The organism is Pseudomonas sp. 3HC3, from assembly GCF_044904505.1.
Taxonomy (GTDB): Bacteria; Pseudomonadota; Gammaproteobacteria; order Pseudomonadales; family Pseudomonadaceae; genus Aquipseudomonas; species Aquipseudomonas putida_Y.
In genome coordinates this window covers 226,392-248,033 of sequence record NZ_JADDRH010000005.1, presented here as the reverse complement: position 1 = coordinate 248,033, position 21,642 = coordinate 226,392, and the positions used below count along the sequence as shown (strand labels likewise).

General features: G+C 64.4%; 20 protein-coding genes. 5 read left to right on the top strand and 15 right to left on the bottom strand.

Annotated features, from left to right (window positions below; all coding sequences use genetic code 11):
* Window positions 1-64: 64 nt before the first annotated feature.
* From urtD to cbiE, 15 genes are all read right to left on the bottom strand, one after another.
* Window positions 65-922, bottom strand: a complete 858-nt coding sequence (gene urtD, locus INQ47_RS11470; RefSeq protein WP_252460521.1) for an urea ABC transporter ATP-binding protein UrtD — start codon at window positions 920-922, stop codon at window positions 65-67.
* Window positions 919-1,998, bottom strand: coding sequence for an urea ABC transporter permease subunit UrtC (gene urtC, locus INQ47_RS11465; RefSeq protein ID WP_021784429.1), 1,080 nt, complete (start codon window positions 1,996-1,998; stop codon window positions 919-921). The genes urtD and urtC overlap by 4 nt, the downstream gene beginning before the upstream one ends.
* Window positions 1,998-3,485: an urea ABC transporter permease subunit UrtB gene (gene urtB / locus INQ47_RS11460; protein WP_084850665.1), complete on the bottom strand. Its 1,488-nt coding sequence runs from the start codon at window positions 3,483-3,485 to the stop codon at window positions 1,998-2,000. The genes urtC and urtB overlap by 1 nt, the downstream gene beginning before the upstream one ends.
* 138 nt (window positions 3,486-3,623) lie before the next feature.
* Window positions 3,624-4,889, bottom strand: a complete 1,266-nt coding sequence (urtA, locus tag INQ47_RS11455; RefSeq protein ID WP_003249642.1) for an urea ABC transporter substrate-binding protein — start codon at window positions 4,887-4,889, stop codon at window positions 3,624-3,626.
* A gap of 187 nt (window positions 4,890-5,076) precedes the next feature.
* Complete coding sequence (gene cycA / locus INQ47_RS11450; RefSeq protein WP_404701713.1) at window positions 5,077-6,483, bottom strand: D-serine/D-alanine/glycine transporter; 1,407 nt, start codon at window positions 6,481-6,483, stop codon at window positions 5,077-5,079.
* Between the two features lie 220 nt (window positions 6,484-6,703).
* Window positions 6,704-8,071 (bottom strand): PepSY-associated TM helix domain-containing protein, encoded by a 1,368-nt coding sequence (locus INQ47_RS11445; protein ID WP_404701712.1) that lies wholly within the window; start codon window positions 8,069-8,071, stop codon window positions 6,704-6,706.
* Between the two features lie 55 nt (window positions 8,072-8,126).
* Window positions 8,127-10,193, bottom strand: a complete 2,067-nt coding sequence (locus INQ47_RS11440; RefSeq protein ID WP_404701711.1) for a TonB-dependent copper receptor — start codon at window positions 10,191-10,193, stop codon at window positions 8,127-8,129.
* A 66-nt stretch (window positions 10,194-10,259) separates the two neighbouring features.
* A complete protein-coding gene (locus tag INQ47_RS11435) occupies window positions 10,260-10,691 on the bottom strand; it encodes a DUF2946 domain-containing protein (protein WP_404701710.1) in 432 nt (143 codons plus the stop codon).
* A gap of 22 nt (window positions 10,692-10,713) precedes the next feature.
* Window positions 10,714-11,199 (bottom strand): copper chaperone PCu(A)C, encoded by a 486-nt coding sequence (locus tag INQ47_RS11430; RefSeq protein WP_021784423.1) that lies wholly within the window; start codon window positions 11,197-11,199, stop codon window positions 10,714-10,716.
* A 47-nt stretch (window positions 11,200-11,246) separates the two neighbouring features.
* Window positions 11,247-11,636 carry a DUF2946 domain-containing protein gene (locus tag INQ47_RS11425; protein ID WP_404701709.1) on the bottom strand — a complete coding sequence of 130 codons (390 nt, stop codon included), beginning with the start codon at window positions 11,634-11,636 and terminating at the stop codon, window positions 11,247-11,249.
* A gap of 121 nt (window positions 11,637-11,757) precedes the next feature.
* Complete coding sequence (locus INQ47_RS11420; protein ID WP_252460516.1) at window positions 11,758-12,612, bottom strand: SPFH domain-containing protein; 855 nt, start codon at window positions 12,610-12,612, stop codon at window positions 11,758-11,760.
* A gap of 26 nt (window positions 12,613-12,638) precedes the next feature.
* Window positions 12,639-13,076, bottom strand: coding sequence for an NfeD family protein (locus INQ47_RS11415; RefSeq protein WP_392461732.1), 438 nt, complete (start codon window positions 13,074-13,076; stop codon window positions 12,639-12,641).
* Between the two features lie 128 nt (window positions 13,077-13,204).
* On the bottom strand, window positions 13,205-13,924 hold the full coding sequence (locus INQ47_RS11410; RefSeq protein ID WP_404701708.1) for a cobalt-precorrin-6A reductase: 720 nt from the start codon (window positions 13,922-13,924) through the stop codon (window positions 13,205-13,207).
* A complete protein-coding gene (locus INQ47_RS11405; protein ID WP_252460513.1) occupies window positions 13,921-15,015 on the bottom strand; it encodes a cobalt-precorrin-5B (C(1))-methyltransferase in 1,095 nt (364 codons plus the stop codon). The genes INQ47_RS11410 and INQ47_RS11405 overlap by 4 nt, the downstream gene beginning before the upstream one ends.
* Window positions 15,008-16,219 carry a precorrin-6y C5,15-methyltransferase (decarboxylating) subunit CbiE gene (gene cbiE / locus INQ47_RS11400; protein ID WP_404701707.1) on the bottom strand — a complete coding sequence of 404 codons (1,212 nt, stop codon included), beginning with the start codon at window positions 16,217-16,219 and terminating at the stop codon, window positions 15,008-15,010. Before cbiE ends, INQ47_RS11405 begins: the two co-directional genes overlap by 8 nt.
* Before the next feature lie 243 nt (window positions 16,220-16,462).
* Between cbiE and cobG the strand changes: the two genes are divergently transcribed.
* The 5 genes from cobG to INQ47_RS11375 all read left to right on the top strand — a co-directional run bounded on the left by cobG (window position 16,463) and on the right by INQ47_RS11375 (window position 21,631).
* Window positions 16,463-17,794, top strand: a complete 1,332-nt coding sequence (gene cobG, locus INQ47_RS11395) for a precorrin-3B synthase (RefSeq protein WP_404701724.1) — start codon at window positions 16,463-16,465, stop codon at window positions 17,792-17,794.
* Complete coding sequence (locus INQ47_RS11390) at window positions 17,787-18,413, top strand: precorrin-8X methylmutase (protein WP_404701706.1); 627 nt, start codon at window positions 17,787-17,789, stop codon at window positions 18,411-18,413. The genes cobG and INQ47_RS11390 overlap by 8 nt, the downstream gene beginning before the upstream one ends.
* Window positions 18,413-19,144 carry a precorrin-2 C(20)-methyltransferase gene (locus INQ47_RS11385; RefSeq protein ID WP_209969711.1) on the top strand — a complete coding sequence of 244 codons (732 nt, stop codon included), beginning with the start codon at window positions 18,413-18,415 and terminating at the stop codon, window positions 19,142-19,144. Before INQ47_RS11390 ends, INQ47_RS11385 begins: the two co-directional genes overlap by 1 nt.
* Window positions 19,132-20,829: a precorrin-3B C(17)-methyltransferase gene (cobJ, locus tag INQ47_RS11380; protein WP_404701705.1), complete on the top strand. Its 1,698-nt coding sequence runs from the start codon at window positions 19,132-19,134 to the stop codon at window positions 20,827-20,829. Before INQ47_RS11385 ends, cobJ begins: the two co-directional genes overlap by 13 nt.
* A 118-nt stretch (window positions 20,830-20,947) precedes the next feature.
* Entirely contained in the window at window positions 20,948-21,631 is a 684-nt protein-coding gene (locus INQ47_RS11375; protein WP_404701704.1) for a hypothetical protein, read from the top strand.
* Window positions 21,632-21,642: the final 11 nt, after the last annotated feature.

Sequence of the window (21,642 nt, the reverse complement as noted above, 5' to 3'; positions counted from 1 at the left end):
GCCCCCTGTAGGAGCGGGTTTACCCGCGAAGAGGCCGGTACAGGCGCCAAAAATTCAAATCCGGTCAGCGGCCCAGATACACCTCGACCACCCGCTCATCTGCCTGCACCTGCTCCAGCGAGCCCTCCGCCAGCACGCTCCCCTGGTGCAGCACGGTCACATGGTCGGCAATGCTGCCGACAAAGCCCATGTCATGCTCCACCACCATCAGCGAATGCTTGCCGGCCAGGCCCTTGAACAGCTCGGCGGTAAACTCGGTCTCGGCGTCGGTCATGCCGGCCACCGGTTCATCCAGCAGCAGCAGTTGCGGCTCCTGCACCAGCAGCATGCCGATCTCCAGAAACTGCTTCTGCCCGTGCGACAGCAAGCCGGCCTGGCGCTGGGCCAGCGGCAGCAGGCGCAAGGTGGCCAGCACTTCCTCGATGCGCTGGCGCTGGTCACCGCTAAGGCGTGCGGCCAGGCTGGCCCACACCGACTTGTCGGTCTTCAGCGCCAGTTCCAGGTTCTCGAATACGGTCAGCGCCTCGAACACTGTGGGCTTCTGGAACTTGCGGCCAATGCCGGCCTGGGCGATCTGGTATTCGCTCATGCGGGTCAGGTCGAGGGTATCGCCGAAGTAAGCCGTGCCGCTGTCGGGACGAGTCTTGCCGGTGATTACGTCCATCATCGTGGTCTTGCCGGCGCCGTTGGGGCCGATGATGCAGCGCAGCTCGCCCACCCCGATGTACAGGTTCAGCGTGTTGAGCGCCTTGAAACCATCGAAGCTGACGCTGATGTCTTCCAGGCTCAGCACCGTACCGTGGCGGGTGTCGAGGCCGGCCTTGCGGCTCTGGCCCAGGCCAATCGCATCGCGCCCGGCGCCGAGGTTGTCGAATACCGGTTCCAGCATGAATTCCGGGTGGACTGGGGGCACGCCTCTCATGGCTGGCTCCTTTTCTTCAACAGGCCGACCACGCCCTTGGGCAGGTACAGGGTGACGAGGATGAACAACGCGCCGAGGAAGAACAGCCAGAACTCGGGGAAGGCCACGGTGAACCAGCTTTTCATGCCATTGACCAGGCCGGCACCGAGCAGTGGGCCGATCAGCGTGCCGCGCCCGCCCAAGGCTACCCAGACGGCGGCTTCGATCGAGTTGGTCGGCGACATCTCGCTGGGGTTGATGATGCCCACCTGCGGCACGTACAGCGCACCGGCCAGGCCGCACAGCACGGCGCTCAGTACCCATACCAGCAGCTTGAAGCCGCGCGGGTCGTAGCCACAGAACATCATGCGGTTTTCAGCGTCACGCACGGCGGTGAGCAGGCGGCCGAACTTGCTGCGGGTCAGGCGCCAGCACAGGTACAGGCTGGCCAGCAGCAGGGCCACGGTCAGCAGGAACAACACCGCGCGGGTGCCTTGGGCCGCAATGTCGAAGCCGAGGATGGTGCGGAAGCTGGTGAAGCCGTTGTTACCGCCGAAGCCGGTTTCGTTGCGGAAGAACAGCAGCATGCCGGCAAAGGTCAGGGCCTGGGTCATGATCGAGAAGTACACGCCCTTGATCCGCGAGCGGAAGGCGAACCAGCCGAACACCAGCGCCAGCAGCCCGGGCGCCAGCACTACCAGGCACAGGGCCCAGGCGAAATGCTGGGTCCCGGCCCAGTACCAGGGCAGCTCGGTCCACGACAGGAAGGCCATGAACCCGGGCAGGCCGTCGCCGGCTGCCTGCCGCATCAGGTACATGCCCATGGCGTAGCCGCCCAGGGCGAAGAACAGGCCATGGCCCAGCGACAGCAGCCCTGCATAACCCCAGACCAGGTCCAGGGCCAGGGCGACGATGGCGTAACAGAGAATCTTGCCGACCAGGGTCAGGGTGTAGGCCGACACCTGCAGGGCGTGGTCTGCCGGCAGCAGTGAGCACAGTGGCAAGGCCACCAGCAGCAGGACGACGACGGCACCGATGGCAAGGGTCAGGCGTGGGCCGGCCTTTTGCGTAGCAGTGACAAGCAGTGGCTGGTTCATCAGTCGATTACCCGTCCCTTGAGGGCGAACAGGCCTTGCGGGCGTTTCTGGATGAACAGAATGATCAACGCAAGGATGAGGATCTTGCCGAGCACGGCACCGATCTGCGGCTCCAGCAGCTTGTTGGCGATGCCCAGGCCGAACGCGGCCCAGAGGCTACCGGCCAGCTGCCCGACGCCGCCGAGCACCACCACCAGGAACGAGTCGATGATGTAGCTCTGGCCCAGGTCCGGGCCGACATTGCCCACCTGGCTCAAGGCCACGCCACCGAGCCCGGCGATACCCGAGCCAAGGCCAAAGGCGAGCATGTCGACGCGCCCGGTGGACACGCCGCAGCAGGCGGCCATGTTGCGGTTCTGGGTGACTGCGCGCACGTTCAGGCCCAACCGGGTACGGTTGAGCAGCAGCCAGGTGAGCAGCACAACGGCCAGGGCGAAGCCGATGATGACCAGGCGGTTGTATGGCAGCACCAGGTTGGGCAGCAGCTGGATGCCGCCGGAGAGCCAGGCCGGGTTGCTCACCTCGACGTTCTGCGCGCCGAACAGCAGGCGGATGGCCTGGATCAGGATCAGGCTGATGCCCCAGGTGGCCAGCAGGGTTTCCAGTGGGCGGCCGTACAGGTGGCGGATCACCGTGCGCTCCAGCGCCATGCCTACCCCGGCACTGACGGCGAACGCCACCGGCAGGGCAATCAGCGGGTAGAACTCGATGGCGCCTGGGGCGAAGCGCTGCAGCAGTACCTGGACCATGTAGGTGCTGTAGGCGCCGAGCATCAACATTTCGCCATGGGCCATGTTGATCACCCCGAGCAGGCCGAAGGTGATCGCAAGGCCCAGCGCTGCCAGCAGCAGGACCGAACCCAGCGACAGGCCGCTGAAGGCCTGGCCGAGCAGTTCGCCGACCAGCAGTTTGCGTTTGACCTGGGCCAGGCTCGTTTCGGCGGCTGTGCGCACGCCCGGGTCGCGTTCCGCATCGGGCTGCAGCAGGGCTTCGAGGCGGGTGCGGGCCAGCGGGTCGCCGGTTTCACCCAGCAGGCGCACGGCGGCCAGGCGTACCGCAGGCTCGCTGGCGCCCAGTTGCAGGTTGGCCAGTGCCAGGCCGAGGGCGGCCTGCACGGCGGCGTCCGGCTCGCTGGCGAAGCGCCGGTCAAGGAAGGCCATTTGCGCGGGTTTTGCGGTTTTTTGCAGTTGTTGTGCGGCGGCCAGGCGGGTGTCGCTGTCGTCGCTGAGCAGCTGATGGCTAGCCAGGGCGTTGTTGATCAGGCCGCGCAGGCGGTTGTTCAGGCGTACCTTGCGCGTGTCATCGGTGGCGATGCGGCCCTGGCGCAGGTTTTCCAGTAGCGGCAGACGCGCGGCATCGGGTTGCGCCGCCCAGCCTTCGAGCAGGCGGGCCTGCTCGGCGGGCTTGGCGGTGAGAAAGAATTCGCCCTCGCTGGCGTGGGTTGCCAAGGGCATTAGCAGGAGAAGTGTGAGCAGGAGTCTGAGCATGCGGGCAATCCTGGAAATCGGTGTTGGATTCTTCGCGGGTAAACCCGCTCCTACAGGGATTTCATCGGTCCAGAGGGCAGTGGGGAACCTGTGGGAGCGGGCAAGCCCGCGAATGGGCTGCAAAGCAGCCCCATGCACTCAGTTACCTTTCACGGCGTAATCTGGCCGCTTGTCATTGCCCGGAATGAACGGGCTCCATGGCTGCGCCCGCAGTGGCTGCTCGGTTTCCCACACCACGCTGAACTGCCCGTCATCCTGAATCTCGCCGATCATCACCGGCTTGTGCAGGTGGTGGTTGGTCTTGTCCATGGTCAGGGTGAAGCCCGACGGTGCCTCGAAGCTCTGCCCGGCAAGCGCTTCACGCACCTTGTCGACGTCGGTGGACTTGGCTTTTTCCACCGCTTGCGCCCACATGTGGATGCCTACGTAGGTGGCTTCCATGGGGTCGTTGGTCACGGCCTTGTCAGCACCCGGCAGGCCCTTGGCCTTGGCGTAGGCCTTCCAGTCGGCGACAAATTTCTGGTTGACCGGGTTATCCACCGATTCGAAGTAGTTCCATGCCGCCAGATGGCCCACCAGCGGTTTGGTGTCGATGCCGCGCAGTTCCTCCTCGCCCACCGAGAAGGCCACCACCGGCACGTCGGTGGCCTTCAGGCCCTGGTTGGCCAGTTCCTTGTAGAACGGCACGTTGGAGTCACCATTGACTGTGGAAATGACCGCGGTCTTGCCGCCGGCGGAGAACTTTTTGATGCTGGCGACAATGGTCTGGTAATCAGCGTGGCCAAACGGCGTGTACACCTCTTCGATGTCCTTGTCGGCCACGCCTTTGCTGTGCAGGAATGCGCGCAGGATTTTGTTGGTGGTGCGCGGGTAGACGTAGTCGGTGCCCAACAGGAAGAAGCGCTTGGCGCTGCCGCCGTCCTCGCTCATCAGGTATTCCACGGCCGGGATGGCCTGCTGGTTCGGGGCGGCGCCCGTGTAGAACACGTTCGGCGACATTTCTTCGCCCTCATACTGCACCGGGTAGAACAGCAGGCCGTTGAGTTCTTCGAACACCGGCAGAACGGACTTGCGCGACACAGAGGTCCAGCAGCCGAACACCACGGCCACTTTGTCCTGGGTCAGCAGTTGGCGGCTCTTTTCAGCGAACAGCGGCCAGTTGGAGGCCGGGTCGACCACCACCGGTTCCAGCATCTTGCCGTTCACGCCACCCTTGGCGTTGATCTGCTCGATGGTCATCAGCGCCATGTCCTTGAGCGATGTCTCGGAAATGGCCATGGTCCCGGAAAGCGAATGCAGGATACCGACCTTGATGGTCTCGGCGGCCTGGATACTCCAGCTCAGGCCCATCGCCGCAATCGATGCGCTGAGGGTAAGGGCCTTGATCAGACTGCGACGCTTCATGTGCTCTCTCCGCTGAGTTTTTTATGGTGTTGGGCAAGCGGGGAGGGCGTTGCAAGGGGTGTGCCTAGTGGAGAAAGGTGCGGGATAGAGGGGTTGTGCGAGGTGTTGGGGCGTTGGTTGGATCCAGGTTGGTGCCTGATGGATTTGTGTGCACAGGATTGGGGCTGCAGAGCAGCCCCAGAGGCCATCAGCCGTTATGCACAGCCGTGCGGGGATGGCGCCTGCTGCGTACGAGCTGGTAGGTCACCGCCAGCAATACAAACCAGATCGGCGTTACCACCAGCGCTGAACGCGTATCTGCCTCCAGGCTCAGCAACACCAGGATGAACGCAAAGAACGACAGGCACACGTAGCACATGAAGCGCCCGCCCGGCATCTTGTAGTTCGAGGCCTGATGCAGTGCCGCACGGTTTTTGCGGTACTTCAGGTACGACAGCAGGATCAGCGTCCACACGAACATGAACAGCACCGCCGAGACGGTGGTGACCAGGGTGAACGCCTCGACCACGTTCGGTACCAGGTAAATCAGCACCGCACCGAGCAACAGGCAGGTGCACGAGAAGTACAGGCCGTTGGCCGGCACCGAACGGCTCGACAGTTTTTCGAAGGCCTTGGGCGCGTCACCTTCCTGCGACAGGCCGTAGAGCATGCGGCTGGTGGAGAATACGCCGCTGTTGGCCGACGAGGCCGCCGAGGTCAGCACCACGAAGTTGATGATGCTCGCCGCCGCTGGCAGGCCTGCCAGCACGAACAACTCAACGAACGGGCTCTTGCCTGGCACCACGTCGCGCCACGGGGTTACGGCCATGATCGCGATCAGCGCCAGCACATAGAACACGATGATACGGATCGGGATCGAGTTGATCGCCCGCGGCAGGGTGCGTTCCGGGTTCTTCGCTTCGGCGGCGGTGGTACCCACCAGCTCGATGCCGACGAAGGCGAACACGGCGATCTGGAAACCGGCGAAGAAGCCCATCAGGCCATGGGGGAACATGCCGCCGTCATTCCACAGGTTGGCCAACTGGGCGGTGCGCCCGCTGGGCGAGGTGAAGCCGGTGATGACCATGTACAGGCCGGTGGCAACCAGGCCGAGGATGGCCACGATCTTGACCAGGGCAAACCAGAACTCCAGTTCGCCGAACATTTTTACGGTTACCAGGTTCAGCGACAGCAGCAACCCTACGCAGGTCAGCGCCGGAATCCACTGCGGCAGGTCGGGGAACCAGAACTGCGTGTAGGCGGCGATCGCGACCACATCGGCAATGCCGGTGACCACCCAGCAGAACCAGTAGGTCCAGCCGGTGAAGTAGCCGGCCCAAGGGCCGAGCAGGTCCGCGGAGAAGTCGATGAACGATTTGTAGTTCAGGTTCGACAGCAGCAGTTCGCCCATGGCGCGCATGACGAAGAACAGCATGAAGCCGATAATCATGTAGACGAAGATGATGGATGGCCCGGCCAGGCTGATGGTCTTGCCCGAGCCCATGAACAGACCGGTACCGATCGCGCCGCCGATGGCGATCAGCTGGATGTGGCGGTTGGTCAGGTTGCGTTGCAGGTGCTGTTCATCGGGTGGAGTTGTTGAGGTTTGCGTCATAGGCGGCATTCCCTTGTAGAGGCCAGTCTGCTTGTCAGAGGTAGCCGGGTAGGCTAACACGCGCGTTCCAGTTCGGGGCGCGACAGATCGACTCTACATTTGCGGCTCAGCATTTCGCCTGTACCGGCCTCTTCGCGGGTAAACCCGCTCCTACGAGGCAACGCGGTCCCCTGTAGGAGCGGGTTTACCCGCGAAGAGGCCAGTACAGACAATACAAAACTCAGGCGCTGGCCATCTCCCGGCGGCGTTTAACCACCAGGCTATCCACCCCCCACATCACCACCATCGACACCCCCACCAGCGGGAACATCACCCCCAGCACCAGCATCACTGCCACCGCCACCTTCCAGCGCGGGAGGTCATGGCGCAAAGGCGGTACGCCCAGGCCACCTTCAGGCCGGCGCTTCCACCACATCACCAGCCCGCTCACCGAACCCAGCAGGATCATCAGGCACACCAGCAGGATGATGATCTGGTTCAGCGCCCCGAACATCTTGCCTTCGTGCAGCATCACGCCCAGCTCGGTGGCGCGGGCAACCGGGCTGTAGTCATGCCAGCGCACATCGGCCAGAACCTTGCCGGTGTATTGGTCGACATGCAGGGTAGCGTCGTTGCGCGGGTCGTCGGCGAACACGGCAATGGTGAACACCCCGTCGGCAGTGGTAGGCAGAGTAATGCTGTAGCCCGGCTCGACCTGACGCGAAGTGGCAATGTCTTCGACTTGCTGCAAGCTCACCAGGGGCGCTGCGGGCATGTCCGACATCATGTGGTGCCCGGCATGCTCAGCGTGTGCACCGGACTGCGGCATCGGCGTGTTTTCCATGGCCCAGGGCACAGTCTGACGGTGCGCGCTGTTCAGCTCACGCGCCTGCTGGTCCGACTTGGGCACGTCGTTCCACATGGCGGCCGGGAAGCGGTTCCACAAATCGGCGTACTGCTTGCCCCACAAGCCGGTCCAGGTCATGCCGCTGAGCAGCATCAACAATAGCAAGGCCGAACCCCAAAAGCCGGTTACCGCGTGCAGGTCACGCCACAGCAGCCGGCCGCGTGCCGACAGCCGCGGCCAAAGCACGCCAGCGCCATTGCGCCCGCGCGGCCACCACAGGTACAGGCCCGATACCACCAGCACGATGCCCCAGCCCGCAGCCAGTTCCACCAGCCGGTCGCCGACCGTGCCGACCATCAGTTCGCCGTGCAGGGCGCGGGCGATGGCCTGCAGGTTCTGCTTGCCGTCCTGCTCACCGAGGACCTTGCCGCTGTATGGGTCGACGAACACGTTCAGTTCACGCCCGCCGTCCTGCACCACGAACTGCGCACTACGCTCTGCATTCAGTGGCGGCAGGTATTGGCTGATGTGGCCCTTGGGGTAGGCCTGGCGCACTTCAGCCAGCATCATGTCTGCGCCCTGGCGGTGGTGACCGGCCTCGACCACCATCAGGTCGCGGTACAGCAGCGGGTCGAGCTGGGGCTTGAACAGGTAGATGATCCCGGTGATCGCCAGCAGGATCATGAACGGGGCCACGAACAGCCCCGCATAGAAATGCCAACGCCAGGCCAGGTTATAGAATGAGACGCGTGTTCCTCTCATGGGAACCTCCTTTTTGACCAGCTGAGGGGCGCAACCGAAGCTGCGCCCGTTGTTGTCAGAAGCTGAAGTCGACCTTGGTCCAGAAGGTCCTGCCTGGCTCGTTGACCGGCTGTGGATCTGTAGCCGGGTAGCCAAACCCGGCGTTCCCGGCCAGGTTCAGGTGCTCGGCGTAGGTTTTGTCGAACAGGTTGTCGACCCCTGCGCTGAGCTTGAGGTTGTTGTTCACTTTGTAGGCGCCGTTCAGGGAGAACACGCCGAAGCCGGCGCTCTTGTCGTAGTCCTTGCCGACGACGTTCCCTTGATTTTCGGCAATACGGTTTTGCGCCGCCACCAGCCGCCACAGTGCGCCGAGGCTCCACACATCGCGGCTGTACGTCAGGCCCATGCGGCTTTCCAAGGGAGGCATTTGAGGTAGCGCTTTGCCATCGCTGCTGTTCTTGCCCCAAGCGTAGGCAAGCGTGGCGTCGGCCTTCCAGTTTTCAGTCAGCTGGTAGGCGGCGCCCAGTTCGCCACCCATGATGCGGGCGTCGATGTTCTGCGCCTGCGAGGTGCTCATGCCCATCATGCCTGTGCGGTAGTCGAACAGGATGTAGTCGCGAACCTGCCCGACATAGCCCGAAGCCCAGGCCTCCAGGCGTTCAGTGCGGTACTGGATGCCGAAGTCGAGCTGGGTGGTTTTCTCTGGCTTGATGCCGTCGAAGGCATTGGCCGAGCCGGGTGGTGCCAGCTTGGGTGAGAACAGCTCCCAGTAGTCGGGGAAGCGCTGGGCATGGCCGAGGCCGATGTAGGTGGTGGCCGGGATGGCTGCCAGGTCGTGCTCGTAACGGATGAAGCCGCTTGGCAGGGTATCGGCGCGGGTGTCGCCTTCGGTGGCGCTGGTTTTGCGGAAGTCCCGCGCTGAGGCGCGGTCCAGACGGGCGCCGGTAATCAAGCGGTCTTCTCCGCTGACGTACCAGGTCAGTTCACTGAAGGCGCCGTAGTTGTGGAAGTCGGCGTCCTTGGTCCAGGCCTGGCCCTTGTGTGCGTCCACACCCATACCGCCACGCTGGCGATGTTCGTTGGTTTGCGCGTCGATCCCGCTGATCAACTGCACGTCGGCCCAACGCCAGGTGGCTTTGATGCGTGCGCCCATGGTGCGGCGGTCGACGTTGCTGACCATCGGCATGCCCATCATGCCGCTACCCGACGGTGTGCGCAGGCTGTAGTTGTCCATCACATGGTCGGCGTAGTTGTAGTAGACCTGCGCCTCGACCTTGTCGAGCACCTCGCCGAGGTTGGACTTCTCAAAGCGCAGGCCCAGGCTTTCGCGCTTGAACTGCGAGCCGTCCATGCCGCGCCCGGCGTAGCGGGCTTCGCCATCACCCTTGCCGGCAGTCAGCTCCAGCAAGGTGTCCTGGTCGGGTGTCCAACCGAGGGCGACATCGCCGTTCCACTTGTCCCAGCGCGACGGCACGGTGTCGTTGTTGCCGTCGTGGTAGTCATCCGAACGTGACTGGTTGCCGACGAAGCGGGCATAGGCCTGACTGTTGCCGGCCGCGGCATCCAGCACCTTGTCGAAGCGGCCGTTGGAGCCGGCCAGCAGGCTTGCGTTGACGCGGCTGCCGAGGGTGCCGAATTTCTCTGGTTCGCGCTCGAAGAGGATGGTGCCTGCCGAGCCGCCGGGGCCCCAGATAACGCTCTGCGGGCCTTTGATCACGGTCAGGCGGTCGTAGGTTTCTGGCGAAATATAGGACGTGGGCGCGTCCATGCGATTGGGGCAGGCCCCAAGCATCAGGCCTCCGTTGGTGAGGATGTTCAGACGCGAGCCGAACATGCCGCGCAGTACCGGGTCGCCGTTGGTACCGCCGGCACGGATTGCCGAGAAGCCGGGGATGGTCTTCAGGTAGTCGGCCCCGTCGCTGGCCGGCACTGGCTGGCGCGGGTCTTTCGGGTTGGTGACCACGGTCAGCGGCGAACTCGGGGCCACGGCGGTGATCACCGTCGGGCTCAACTCGGGTGCGTCGTGCACATGGCCTTCATGGCCAGGGTCGGCGGCCAGGGCCATGGGTGCGAGCAGCGAGCCGCACAGGGCGGCGATGGTCCCACGCAGGGACAAGGCAAAAACAGGGGTGCAGCCGGACATAATGATTCCAGTCGATCAGTCATGAGTTAGCGCGAAGCCTCCTGGCTTCGTGCGCAAAATGTGGTTTCAGACGTTGATCGAAGAAGGCGGGGCGCGGCTGCGCGCACCAGGGAATACAGCCTGCCGGGCATGGCCCTGGTGCGTTGGCGCAAGCAGGTGGCTGGTGGGGACGATGCTGCCGGCGCTGAGCGGGCTGAGGGCCTGGGGCAGGGCCGGGCAGTTGAACAACAGGCTGCAGTAACCGCACTTTTCCCACATCACATGCAGCTGGCCATCGCCACCGTGGCCGTGATGGGGGGCGCTGCCATGCTGATGGGCAGCCGCCATCGGCATGTCCATCGGCATGTTCATGCCCGCGTGGTGGTCCATCGGCATCGACTGAGAAATCAGCGGGCCGATGAAGATCATCCACATGGCGAACAGGCTCAGCCATCCGCCACCGGCGCGCCTGAATTCAGGGCGGGTGGTACGGCTGATGCGGCTGCGCGGCAGGCTCATGGCGAGTGCCTGTCAGCAGGTGTCAGTGTGCGTGTTCGTGGGCTTGCGACTGGTCCGCTGGCGCCTGCTTCTGCACGGCCACTTCGACGGTGATATCGCCGGCCTTTTCGAAGTGCAGGGTCAACGGGAAGCGCTTGCCGTCGCTGAGCAGGCTGCGGTCCTTGGGCTGCATCAGCATCACGTGGTACGCGCCGGGGGCAAAGGTCAGGTCCTTGCCGGCAGGCACTACCACGCTGGGCACCTGTTGCATCTTCATGGCGCCGCTGGCGCTCATGGCATGCTCGTGCAGTTGCGCATCATCGCTGATGGGGCTGTCCACGCTGAGCAGGCGGTCGTCGGCCTGGCCATTGTTGTGCACCACGAAATATGCGGCGACGTTAGGCGCGTTGGGTGGCAGTTGCAGCGACCACGGGTGGGCAATATGCAGGTCACCCACGCTGTATTCGTGGGCGTTGGCAAAGGCGCCAGGCAGCAGCAGGGCGGCCATGACGAGGGCGTGCTTGAGCATGGTGAATCTCCGTTTCCGTTCTGGTTCAGGCAGACAGCGTGATGAACTCAGGCTAGCGGAGAGGCACGGGGATTTAGCCCAGGCCAGAGCTGGCGCGGCGTAGGCTGGTACTTGGCAGGTGGCGGCAGCAGCCCGCCGAGCAGTGTCGGCGGGTTGTGCAACTGTGGCGGGTAGCTGGGCAGGGCCAGCAGCGGCACGGCACCGGAGCAGCACCAGCAGTTCATCATGCCGGCGCTGGCATCACTTTGCGGGCCGAGGTCGATCTTGGCCAAGGCCTGGACGTCGACGTTGGCCTTGTTGGCCATGCTGGAACAGAAAGCCCCCCACAGCAGCTGCTCGGCCGGGCCCTTGGGCGCAGCAGAGGACAGCGGCATGGCCAGCAGGTTGAACAGCACTGCAAGGCAGGCTATCCAGGCAATGTGCCGACGTGGGGGCATGGAGAGATCCGGTCAGGAATCGTGGTGGCTATTGTACGGCGGAGTATAGGTAAAAATGCCGGGGTGCGGTGAAGTGACGCAGGGGCCGGGTATCGGGGCTACGCAGCAGCCCCTGGCATGCTCAAACCTTGCCACGCCCCATCAACCCACGCACGGTCTCCTGCAGATCCGCGGGTAACACCACCACCTTGGCATTGCTGCTGCCCGCCAGGTTCTCCATCGCGCCCACATAGCGCTCGCCCAGCAGGTACATGGCCGGTACGGTCTCGTTGCCCACCGCTTCCTTCACCAGCGAAATCGCCCGCGCCGAGGCCTCGGCCAGGCTGATCTGTGCCTCGGCATCCAGCCTGGCCGCCTGCAGGCGCGCTTCTGCTTCGAGGATTGCTGCCTGCTTGGCCCCTTCGGCGCGGGTGACGTCGGCCTTGCGCTCACGCTCGGCCGCGGCCTGACGTTCCATGGCCAGTTGCATGTTTTCCGAAGGTTTGATGTCTTGAATTTCCACTGAGCGCACGGTCACGCCCCAGTCTTCGGTCTGCTCGGACATTGCATCGCGCAGGCGGGCCTTGATCTGCTCGCGGCTGGACAGCGCCTCGTCGAGGTCCATTGCACCGACGATGGCGCGCAGCGAGGTCATGGTCAGGCTGGTGACGGCGAACGAGAAGTCCTGCACGCCATACGAGGCTTTCTGCGGGTCGACTACCTTGGCGAAACACAGGGCGTTGGCGACGATTACCGCGTTGTCCTTGGTGATGATTTCCTGCTGCTGCACATCGAGGATGATGTCCTTGGTCGGCAGGCGGTAGGCGACCACGTCCATGTAGGGGATGACAATGTTGAGGCCTGGCTTGAGGGTGCTGTTGTAGCGGCCCAGGCGTTCGACGATCCACTCCTCGCCCTGGGGCACGATGCGCACCCCCTTGAACACGGTGATCAGGACGAACAGGGCGATGGCGCCGACGACGATGAGGCTGGTCATGCTGCAAAATTCCTTTTAATGCGGATTCAGGCCCGGATAACGCGGGCGGTGTTCCCCTCGATGGCGGTCAGGCGTACCCGTTCGCCGACGGCGATCTGGCTATCGGCGATGCAGGTCCACTCTTCGTTGCCGAGGATCGGCTTCTGGAAGCGTACGCGGCCCTTCTGAAACTCCGACACGGCAGCGGTCAGCAGGCCCACTTCGCCGATCACGCTATCGGCGGTCCAGCGCACATCCGGCTGCTTGCGCCGGAACACTTTGAACCACAGCACAGTGGTGGCCGACGACAGCAGTACCCACAGCAGGACCTGCATGTCCAGTTGCAGGCTGGGGGCGGCGAGCGAGATAAGCGAGACCAGCACGGCGCCGATGCCGAACCAGAGTATGAAGAACGTTGGCAGGACCAGTTCAAGCAGGATCAGCGCGATGCCGAAGACCAGCCAGATCCACCATTGCATTTCCATATGGGTGAAACCTTCCGGGGGAGGGGCGTTGAGTTTAAGGCAGCAGGGCTGCAACAGGCCACTTGGTTAGTTGGAAGAAAAGTCTGAAATCGTTGTAGGAGCGCCTTTGGGCAGCGAAAAGGCAGCACCTAAAGGGCGAGCGCGGTTGCCAGATCCGCCAGTGAGTCGAATGCCCGGTCCACCTCCGGCAGCGTCGGACGTTTCAGGACAAGCACCGGCACGCCAAGCTCCCGCGCCACTTCCAGCTTCGGCTCGGTCGCCACACTGCCGCTGTTCTTGCTGATCAGCACATCGATGTGGCGGCTCTGGAACAACGCCCGCTCATCCTCGATATGGAACGGCCCACGTGCGCCAATCACTTCACAGCGCTCGTTGCCAGGGCATGCCTCCAGCGCACGCAGGGTCCAGAACTGCTCCGGCGGAATCTCGTCCAGGTGCTGCAGCGGCTCACGCCCCAGCGTGAACAGCGGCCTGCGGAACGGCTTCAGTGCTTCGATCAACCCTGCCCAGTCCTCGACTTCTCGCCAGTCGTCGCCTGCTTGTGCCTGCCAGGCGGGGCGACGCAAGGCCCAGCACGGGATGCCGGCGTTGCGTGCGGCGCTGGCGGCATTGCGGCTGATTTGCGCGGCATAGGGATGGGTGGCGTCGATCAGCAGGGTGATCCCTGCTTCGCGCAGGTAGCGGGTCAGGCCCTCGACACCGCCATAGCCCCCGACCCGGACCTGGCATTGCAAGCCCTGTGGCACGCGGCCGATACCGGCCAGGCTATAGACGTGTTGAGGCCCGAGCCGGCGGGCCATAGCCAGGGCTTCAGTGACCCCCCCCAGCAACAGGATGCGCGCGGTCATTGCACACCCGCCTGGCCGACGATGCCGCCTTGGCGGTCGATGGCGAACACTTCCACTTGCACCTGCGCCGGCACGACGCTACGGGCAAAGGCCAGGGCGTGGGCACACACCGCGTCACCCAAGGCAATGCCGGCCGCATGAGCCAGAGCGAGCGCTTGCTGGCTGGTGTTGGCGCCGCTGATGGCAGCCTGCAACGCCTCGTCAGCGCCAATGTCTGCGGCCCAACCGGCCAGTTGCGGCAAGTCGATGCTGGAGTGACGACTGTGCAGGTCCATGTGCCCGGCGGCCAGTTTGCTGATCTTGCCGAAGCCGCCGCACAGGGTCAGGCGCGGCACCGGTACCTTGCGCAGGTGCTTGAGCACCGCGCCGACGAAATCGCCCATTTCGATCAGGGCGATTTCCGGCAGACCGTAAACGCGGCGCATGGTGTCTTCGCTGGCATTGCCGGTGCACGCGGCTATGTGCGTGTAGCCGTTGGTGTGGGCCACGTCGATGCCTTGGTGGATCGAGGCAATGTAGGCCGCGCAGGAGAACGGCCGGACGATTCCGCTGGTGCCGAGGATCGACAGCCCGCCAAGGATGCCCAGGCGCGGGTTCATGGTTTTCAGGGCCAGTTGCTCGCCATCTTGCACATTGACCGTGACCTCGAAGCCGCCAAGGTAGCCGCACGCGTCGGCCAGGCGTTGCAGGTGTTCACTGATCATGCGCCGAGGCACCGGGTTGATGGCCGGTTCACCCACAGCCAGCACCAGCCCCGGCCGGGTCACCGTGCCCACGCCGCTGCCGGCGACAAAACCAATGCCAGGTTCCGCCAGCAGGCGCACCTGGGTATAGAGCAGGGCACCGTGTGTCACGTCTGGGTCGTCACCCGCATCCTTGAGGGTGCCGGCTTCGGCGCACTCGCCGATCAGGCGGCAGAACTCCAGGCGCATCTGCACGACCTTGCCTTTGGGCAGGGTGATGTCCACCGCATCGTCGCGCTGCCCGGTGAGCAGCAGCTTGGCCGCTGCCAGACTGGTAGCGGTGGCGCAGCTGCCGGTGGTAAGGCCGCTGCGCAGAGGCGCGGGCTGTTCGCGGGTTTCTTCACGCATCGGCGGGTTTCAATACTTCCAGGAGGGTGATCGGCAGTGCCTGGCGCCAGGTGTCGAACGCACCCAAGGGCTGGGCATGAGCGACATGGATGCGGGTCAGCTCACCACCGTGCTGTTCGCGAAAATGCGCCAGGGCCAGTTCGCTTTGCAAGGTTACGGCGTTGGCCACCAGGCGGCCGCCGGGGCGCAGGCTTGCCCAGCACAGGTCCAGTACACCTTCGCGGGTAACGCCACCTCCGATGAAGATCGCATCCGGTTGCTCCAGGCTTTGCAGCGCCGCTGGCGCCTTGCCGCGAACCAGTTGCAGGCCAGGTACACCCAAAGCATCGCGGTTATGCTCGATCAAACCCTGGCGGCCTTCCTCGGCCTCGATGGCCAGGGCCCGGCATGCCGGATGGGCGCGCATCCATTCGATGCCGATCGAGCCGCAGCCCGCGCCCACATCCCACAACAGTTCGCCAGGCTGCGGTGCCAGCCGCGCCAGAGTAATGGCGCGGACATCACGCTTGGTCAACTGGCCATCGTGCCGGAATGCGGTGTCTGGCAACCCGGCCAGCCGGTGCAGGCGGGGCGCATCGGGTGTAGCCAGGCATTCGATGGCTACCAGGTTGAGTGCCGCGATCCCGGTGTGCGGCCAGTCCTGGGCGGTGCCGGCCAGTGCGCGTTCGTCCACGCCCCCCAGGTGCTCGAACACCTGCAGGCGGCTTGGGCCGAAGCCTTGCTCGCGCAACTGCGCGGCAATTGCCGCCGGGCTGTCGCCATCGTTGCTCAGCACCAGCAGGCGCATGCCGCTGTGCAAGTGGGCATTGAGCGCTGCCAGGGGGCGGGCCACCAGCGACACCACCTGCAGGTCCTGCAGTGGCCAGCCCAGGCGGGCAGCGGCCAGGGCGCAGGAAGAGGGCATCGACAGCACGCGCATTTCTGCAGCAGGCACCTGGCGCGCCAGGCTGGCGCCGACGCCGTAGAACATGGGGTCGCCGCTGGCCAGCACGCACACCGGCTCGCCGCGAAGGCTCAACACCGGGGCCAGCGAGAACGGGCTGGGCCAGGCCAGTTGTTCAGCGGTCACGCAACGTGGCAGCAAGGCCAACTGGCGCGGGCTGCCGAAGACCCGCCCAGCGCCCAGCAGGGCGCGTCGGGCTTGCTTGCCCAGGCCGCTGAAGCCGTCTTCACCGATGCCTACTACCGTCAGCCAGGGTGTCATGTATTTCAATCCGCCATTTTTGGGGCCGCTTCGCGCCCCTTCGCGGGCAAGCCCGCTCCTACAGATACAGTGCAGCATGTGCGGCCTGCAGTGATCCTGTGGGAACGGGCGAGCCCGCGAAGAAGGCGACGCGGTCCTGAATTTCTACTTAATCGCCGAGGATGCTCGACCACCGGCTTTTCATGCCGCCGGACAAAGCAGGCATAATACCGCGCCTTCTACACTCAAGCGCATTTTCACAGACTGCCGGATGCCCCTTTGACGCAGGCCCATGCCCCCCACGTATCGCCCCGCCCCTCGGCCTGCCCGGGGTTGTGGCGCATTGTCAGTGCCCGTGATGGCGGTATCTGCCGCATCAAGCTGCCGGGCGGCCTGCTGCTGGCCGAGCAGGCCGAAGCCGTGGCGGCGGCGGCCGAGCGCTTTGCTGGCGGCGTGATCGAGGCTACCAACCGTGGCAACCTGCAGATTCGCGGCATCGGTAACGAGCACCGAGCCCTGGTCGACACCCTGCTCGCTGCCGGCCTGGGCCCACGCGAGGCTGCCGGTGACGATGTGCGCAACCTGATGCTCAGCCCGCTGGCCGGGCATGACCCGGCGATGCTGCTGGATGCCAGGCCGCTGGCCGGGCAGATCCTTGACCTGTTGGAAGGCACCCCGCGCTTTCACCAGTTGTCGGCCAAGTTCGCCGTGCAGCTGGATGCAGGCGAGCGCCTGGCGATGCTCGAACACCCCCATGACCTGTGGCTGTCGCCCCTGCACCTGGAACAGCAGACCTGGCTGGCGTTTGGCCTGGCAGGTTGCCCGGCAGAGGGCCAGGTGCTCGGTGCGGTGCCGCTGGCGCAGGGCCTGATGCTGGTGCGCGCCGTGCTGGAGCGCTTCCTCGATCTGGCATCCCCGGCGCAGACGCGCATGCGCCAGCTGCTTGAGGTGTACCCGACAGCTGATTTTGTTGCTGGGCTCGGTCTGGACATCCGCCGCGATGCCGCCGTGCTCACATGGCGGCGTGAACAGCACCGCACCTCGTGGTTGGGCAGGCTGCCCCAGGCGCAGGGTATTGCCCTTGGCGTCGCCCCGCCGCAAGGCCGCCTGACCCCCGCGATGCTGCGCGTTGCCGCACGTATTGCCCGTGAACTGGGCGATGCCAGCATGCGCCTTAGCCCTTGGCAAAGCCTGGTGCTGACCAACCTGCAAGAACAACACCTCGATCAGGCCCTGGCCGAACTGTCTGCGCTGGGGTTGCTGTGCCACGACCATGAACCCCTGGCGCGTATCAGCGCCTGCACCGGTGCCAGCGGCTGCGCCAAGGCCCTTGCCGAGACCAAGGCCGACGCGGTTGTCCTGGCCGCGCTGCTGGGCCCTGGCGTGCCGGCCAGCGTGCACCTGTCCGGCTGCCCCCGTTCCTGTGCTGTGGCCCATGTTGCCCCGGCCACCTTGCTGGCCCGTTCCCCGGGCCGTTACGACCTGTACCTGCGTGATGCGCGCCAGCCGGGTTTCGGTGCCCTGCGCGCCACCGACCTTACCTTGAATGAAGCAGGCGCCATGCTCGACCTGCCGACGGAGCACCTTGATGATTGACTACATCCGCGATGGTCAGGAGATCTATCGCAACTCCTTCCGGATCATCCGCGAGGAAGCCCGACTCGAGCGGATCCCCGCAGACCTTGAAAAGCTCGCCGTGCGCGTGATCCATGCCTGTGGCATGGTCGACGCCATCGATGGCCTGCAGTTCTCCGAAGGTGCCGGCCGGGCCGGGCGCGAGGCGCTGCTCAACGGCGCGCCGATCCTGTGCGATGCGCACATGGTGGCCGAAGGCATCACCCGGGCCCGCCTGCCAGCCGACAACAAAGTCATCTGCACCCTGCGTGACCCGAGCGTGCCGGGCATGGCCAAAGACGCCGGCAACACCCGCTCCGCCGTAGCCCTGGAACTGTGGCGCCCGCACCTGGAAGGCAGTGTAGTGGTCATCGGCAATGCCCCTACCGCGCTGTTCTACCTGTTGGAAATGCTTAATGCCGGCGCGCCAAAACCGGCGCTGATCCTCGGTTTCCCGGTCGGTTTCGTCGGCGCTGCCGAGTCCAAGGCCATGCTCGCCGCCGACAGCCGTGGCGTGCCGTTCGTGATCATGCAAGGCCGCCTGGGCGGCAGCGCGATGGCCGCTGCGGCGGTCAACGCCCTGGCTACGGAGGTGGAATGATGGCCCCGCGTGGACGGCTGCTTGGCCTGGGCGTGGGCCCTGGCGATCCTGAACTGATTACCCTCAAAGCCCTGCGCCTGTTGCGTGAGGCGCCGGTGGTCGGCTACTTCGTGGCCAAGGGCAAGCGTGGCAATGCCTTCGGCATTATCGAGGCGCATCTGCAGCCCGAGCAGACCCTGCTGCCGCTGGTCTACCCGGTCACCACCGAAGTACTGCCGGCGCCGCTGTCCTATGAGCAAGTGATCAGCGACTTTTACGACGAAGCCAGCGTACAGGTGGCCGAGCATCTGGATGCCGGCCGCGACGTGGCGGTGATTTGCGAAGGCGACCCGTTCTTCTATGGCTCCTACATGTACTTGCATGACCGCCTGGCGCAGCGCTACGAGGCCGAAGTGGTTCCCGGTGTCTGCTCGATGCTCGGTGGTGCTTCGGTGCTGGGGGCACCGCTGGTGTACCGCAACCAGAGCCTGTCGGTGTTGTCTGGCGTGTTGCCCGCCGAAGAGCTCAAGCGCCGTCTGGCCGACGCCGATGCAGCGGTGATCATGAAACTTGGACGCAACTTCCCCAAGGTGCGCGAAGTGCTGGCCGAACTGGGCCTGGATCGGCGTGCGCTGTATGTGGAGCGGGCGACCATGGCCAACCAGAAGATCGTGCCGCTGGACCAGGTCGACCCGCAGTCGTCACCCTACTTCTCGCTGATCATCGTGCCGGGGGAAAAATGGCAGGGCTGAACATGCACAAGGCACCGGCCATCGTCATTCTCGGCCCGGGCAGCCTTGCGACAGCGCAGCGTATCCAGGCCTGTTATCCACAGGCCACGATCCATGGCCTTGAGGGGCGTGTCGAGGGTGCGGACCAGTCGTACGCGTCCTTCGGCGATACCCTGCGCGGGTTGTACCAGCAAGACACGCCGATCATTGCGTTGTGCGCCGCGGGTATCGTCATCCGCAGCCTGGCCAGCCTGCTCAGCGAGAAGGGCAGCGAGCCGCCGGTCCTGGCCGTGGCCGAGGATGGTAGCGCGGTAGTGCCGTTGCTTGGAGGCCTTGGTGGGGTGAACGTGATGGCGCGCGAAATCGCTGACGCATTGGGCGTTTCCGCTGCCATCACCACCAGTGGCGAGCTGCGCTTCGGTACTTGCCTGCTGAACCCGCCGCAGGGCTATGCATTGGCCGACATCGAGCAAGGCAAGCGCTTTGTATCCGACCTGCTGGCGGGTGAGTCTGTGCGCATCGAAGGTAACGCCCCGTGGCTGCAGCTGGCGCAGTTGCCCGCCAGCGAAGTGGCGCAGCGCACCATTCATGTGGGGCATCAGGCGCGCCCGGCCAACCGCGACGAGCTGCTGATCCACCCGCGCCTGGTGGTGGTGGGCGTTGCAGGTGGCAATCTGCACAGTATTCGCGCAGCACTGCAGCAGGCCGGCATCGCCGAGCCCTCGGTAGCCTGCGTACTGGCAGACGAGCGAACCATGGCCGACAGCGCGTTGCACGAAGCTGCGCAGGCCCTGGGTGTCCCCTTGCGCTTCGCCACCCGCCCTGGCGATGTGGCCAGCATGGTCGCTGCGGCGGTGCCCGATTGCGAGTTGATAGCGCTTGAAGAAGTCGTGGTCGCGGTGGCGCCTGCCCCGGTCGAGGTAGCGCAGGTCGGCCGCCGTCGCGGTCGCCTGGCTGTCATCGGCCTTGGCCCAGGTGCGGCGGAACTGATGGTGCCGGCGGTCAAGGCCGAACTTGCGCAGGCCGAAGATGTGCTCGGTTACGAAACTTACGTGCGCATGGCTGGCCCGTTCCGCAGCGACCAGGTGCTGCACTGCACAGACAACCGCGAAGAGATGCAGCGCGCCCGGCATGCCTTCGAACTGGCAGCCCAAGGCCGTTCGGTGGTGGTGGTCTCGTCGGGTGACCCGGGCGTTTTCGCCATGGCCGCTGCGGTGCTAGAAGCATTGCACGAATCCAGCGACCCCACCTGGCATCGCGTTGACCTGCAGATCTTGCCGGGGGTATCAGCCTCGCTGGCAACCGCCGCCCAGGCAGGTGCACCGCTGGGGCATGACTTCTGTGTGATGTCGCTGTCGGACAACCTCAAGCCCTGGTCGATCATTGAAAAACGCCTGGACCTGGCTGCCCAGGCCGACCTGGTGCTGGCCTTCTACAACCCGATCTCCAAGGCCAGGCCGCACCAGCTCGGTGTGGCCTTGGAGGTAGTGCGCCGACACCGTGACGGGAACACGCCTGTAGTCCTGGGCCGTGACATCGGTAGGCCGGGGCAGACGCTGAAGGTAGTCACCTTGGCCGAGCTGCTGCCAGAAATGGTCGACATGCGCACCATGGTGCTGGTTGGATCCTCCACTACCTGCACCTTCGACCGTGCAGATGGCGGGCTCTGGGTTTATACCCCACGCTGGTATGGCGCAAAGCCGTAAGCGGCGGAAACCCGGGCAGATGAGGAACTGCTTCGTGGCAGATTGATGCAAAGGGCACAGGTAGGTTTGCGGCTGGAGCCAATTGGCTTCAACCGTACCCTTCCTGGAGACCTTTCCCATGACGACCGATAAAGAGAAGCTGCAGCTTCAGGTTCTGCCGGACAAGAATCTGTTCGTGTTCCCCGACCAAATGAGTGAGCAAAACCGCGATGCTGCAAAGGCTTGTCATGCCTTGGCTACGCAAGGTGCCAACAGGCAGCATGACCCTATGCGTGAAACGCAGCTTTGGTTCAAGCACTACATCTACCTGATGTCCAAATTGGGCTGGGCGTCAACCAATGTCGACGTACAGCAGCTCACTGAACGCAATATGCACCTTGAGATCAGCAACCTGCTAGGCAAGGGCCTGCAGGCAGCATATGGCGCTTTCACTGGCGATGTGGCAATGGCCCTGGACAATCTCGGCAAAACGGTTGTTTCAGCCTTGGCCGCCAGTACCAAATACGTCGAGTTGCTCAATCGCAAGTCGGTGGAAGATGACCGAACCGAACTGAGCCTGGTCAAGTGTGAGCAAACTGGCGAAGGTCAGGTGGCGATGCTGGTCAGTGCGATCCAGACCGACGCCAAGCCTGACAAGTCTGCCAACTATCTTCTGGCCAAATGGGAAAGCAGCGGCACCTCCAATTTTGTCTGTGGTGCGGTGTTGAATTTCGATAGCCGCCGATACGACAAAGTTCGCGCCATTGTAGAAACCAAACTTGACGACAATGCCCTGCAGGTCCTGCTGGCACTGGAACTCTGACTATGAAGTTG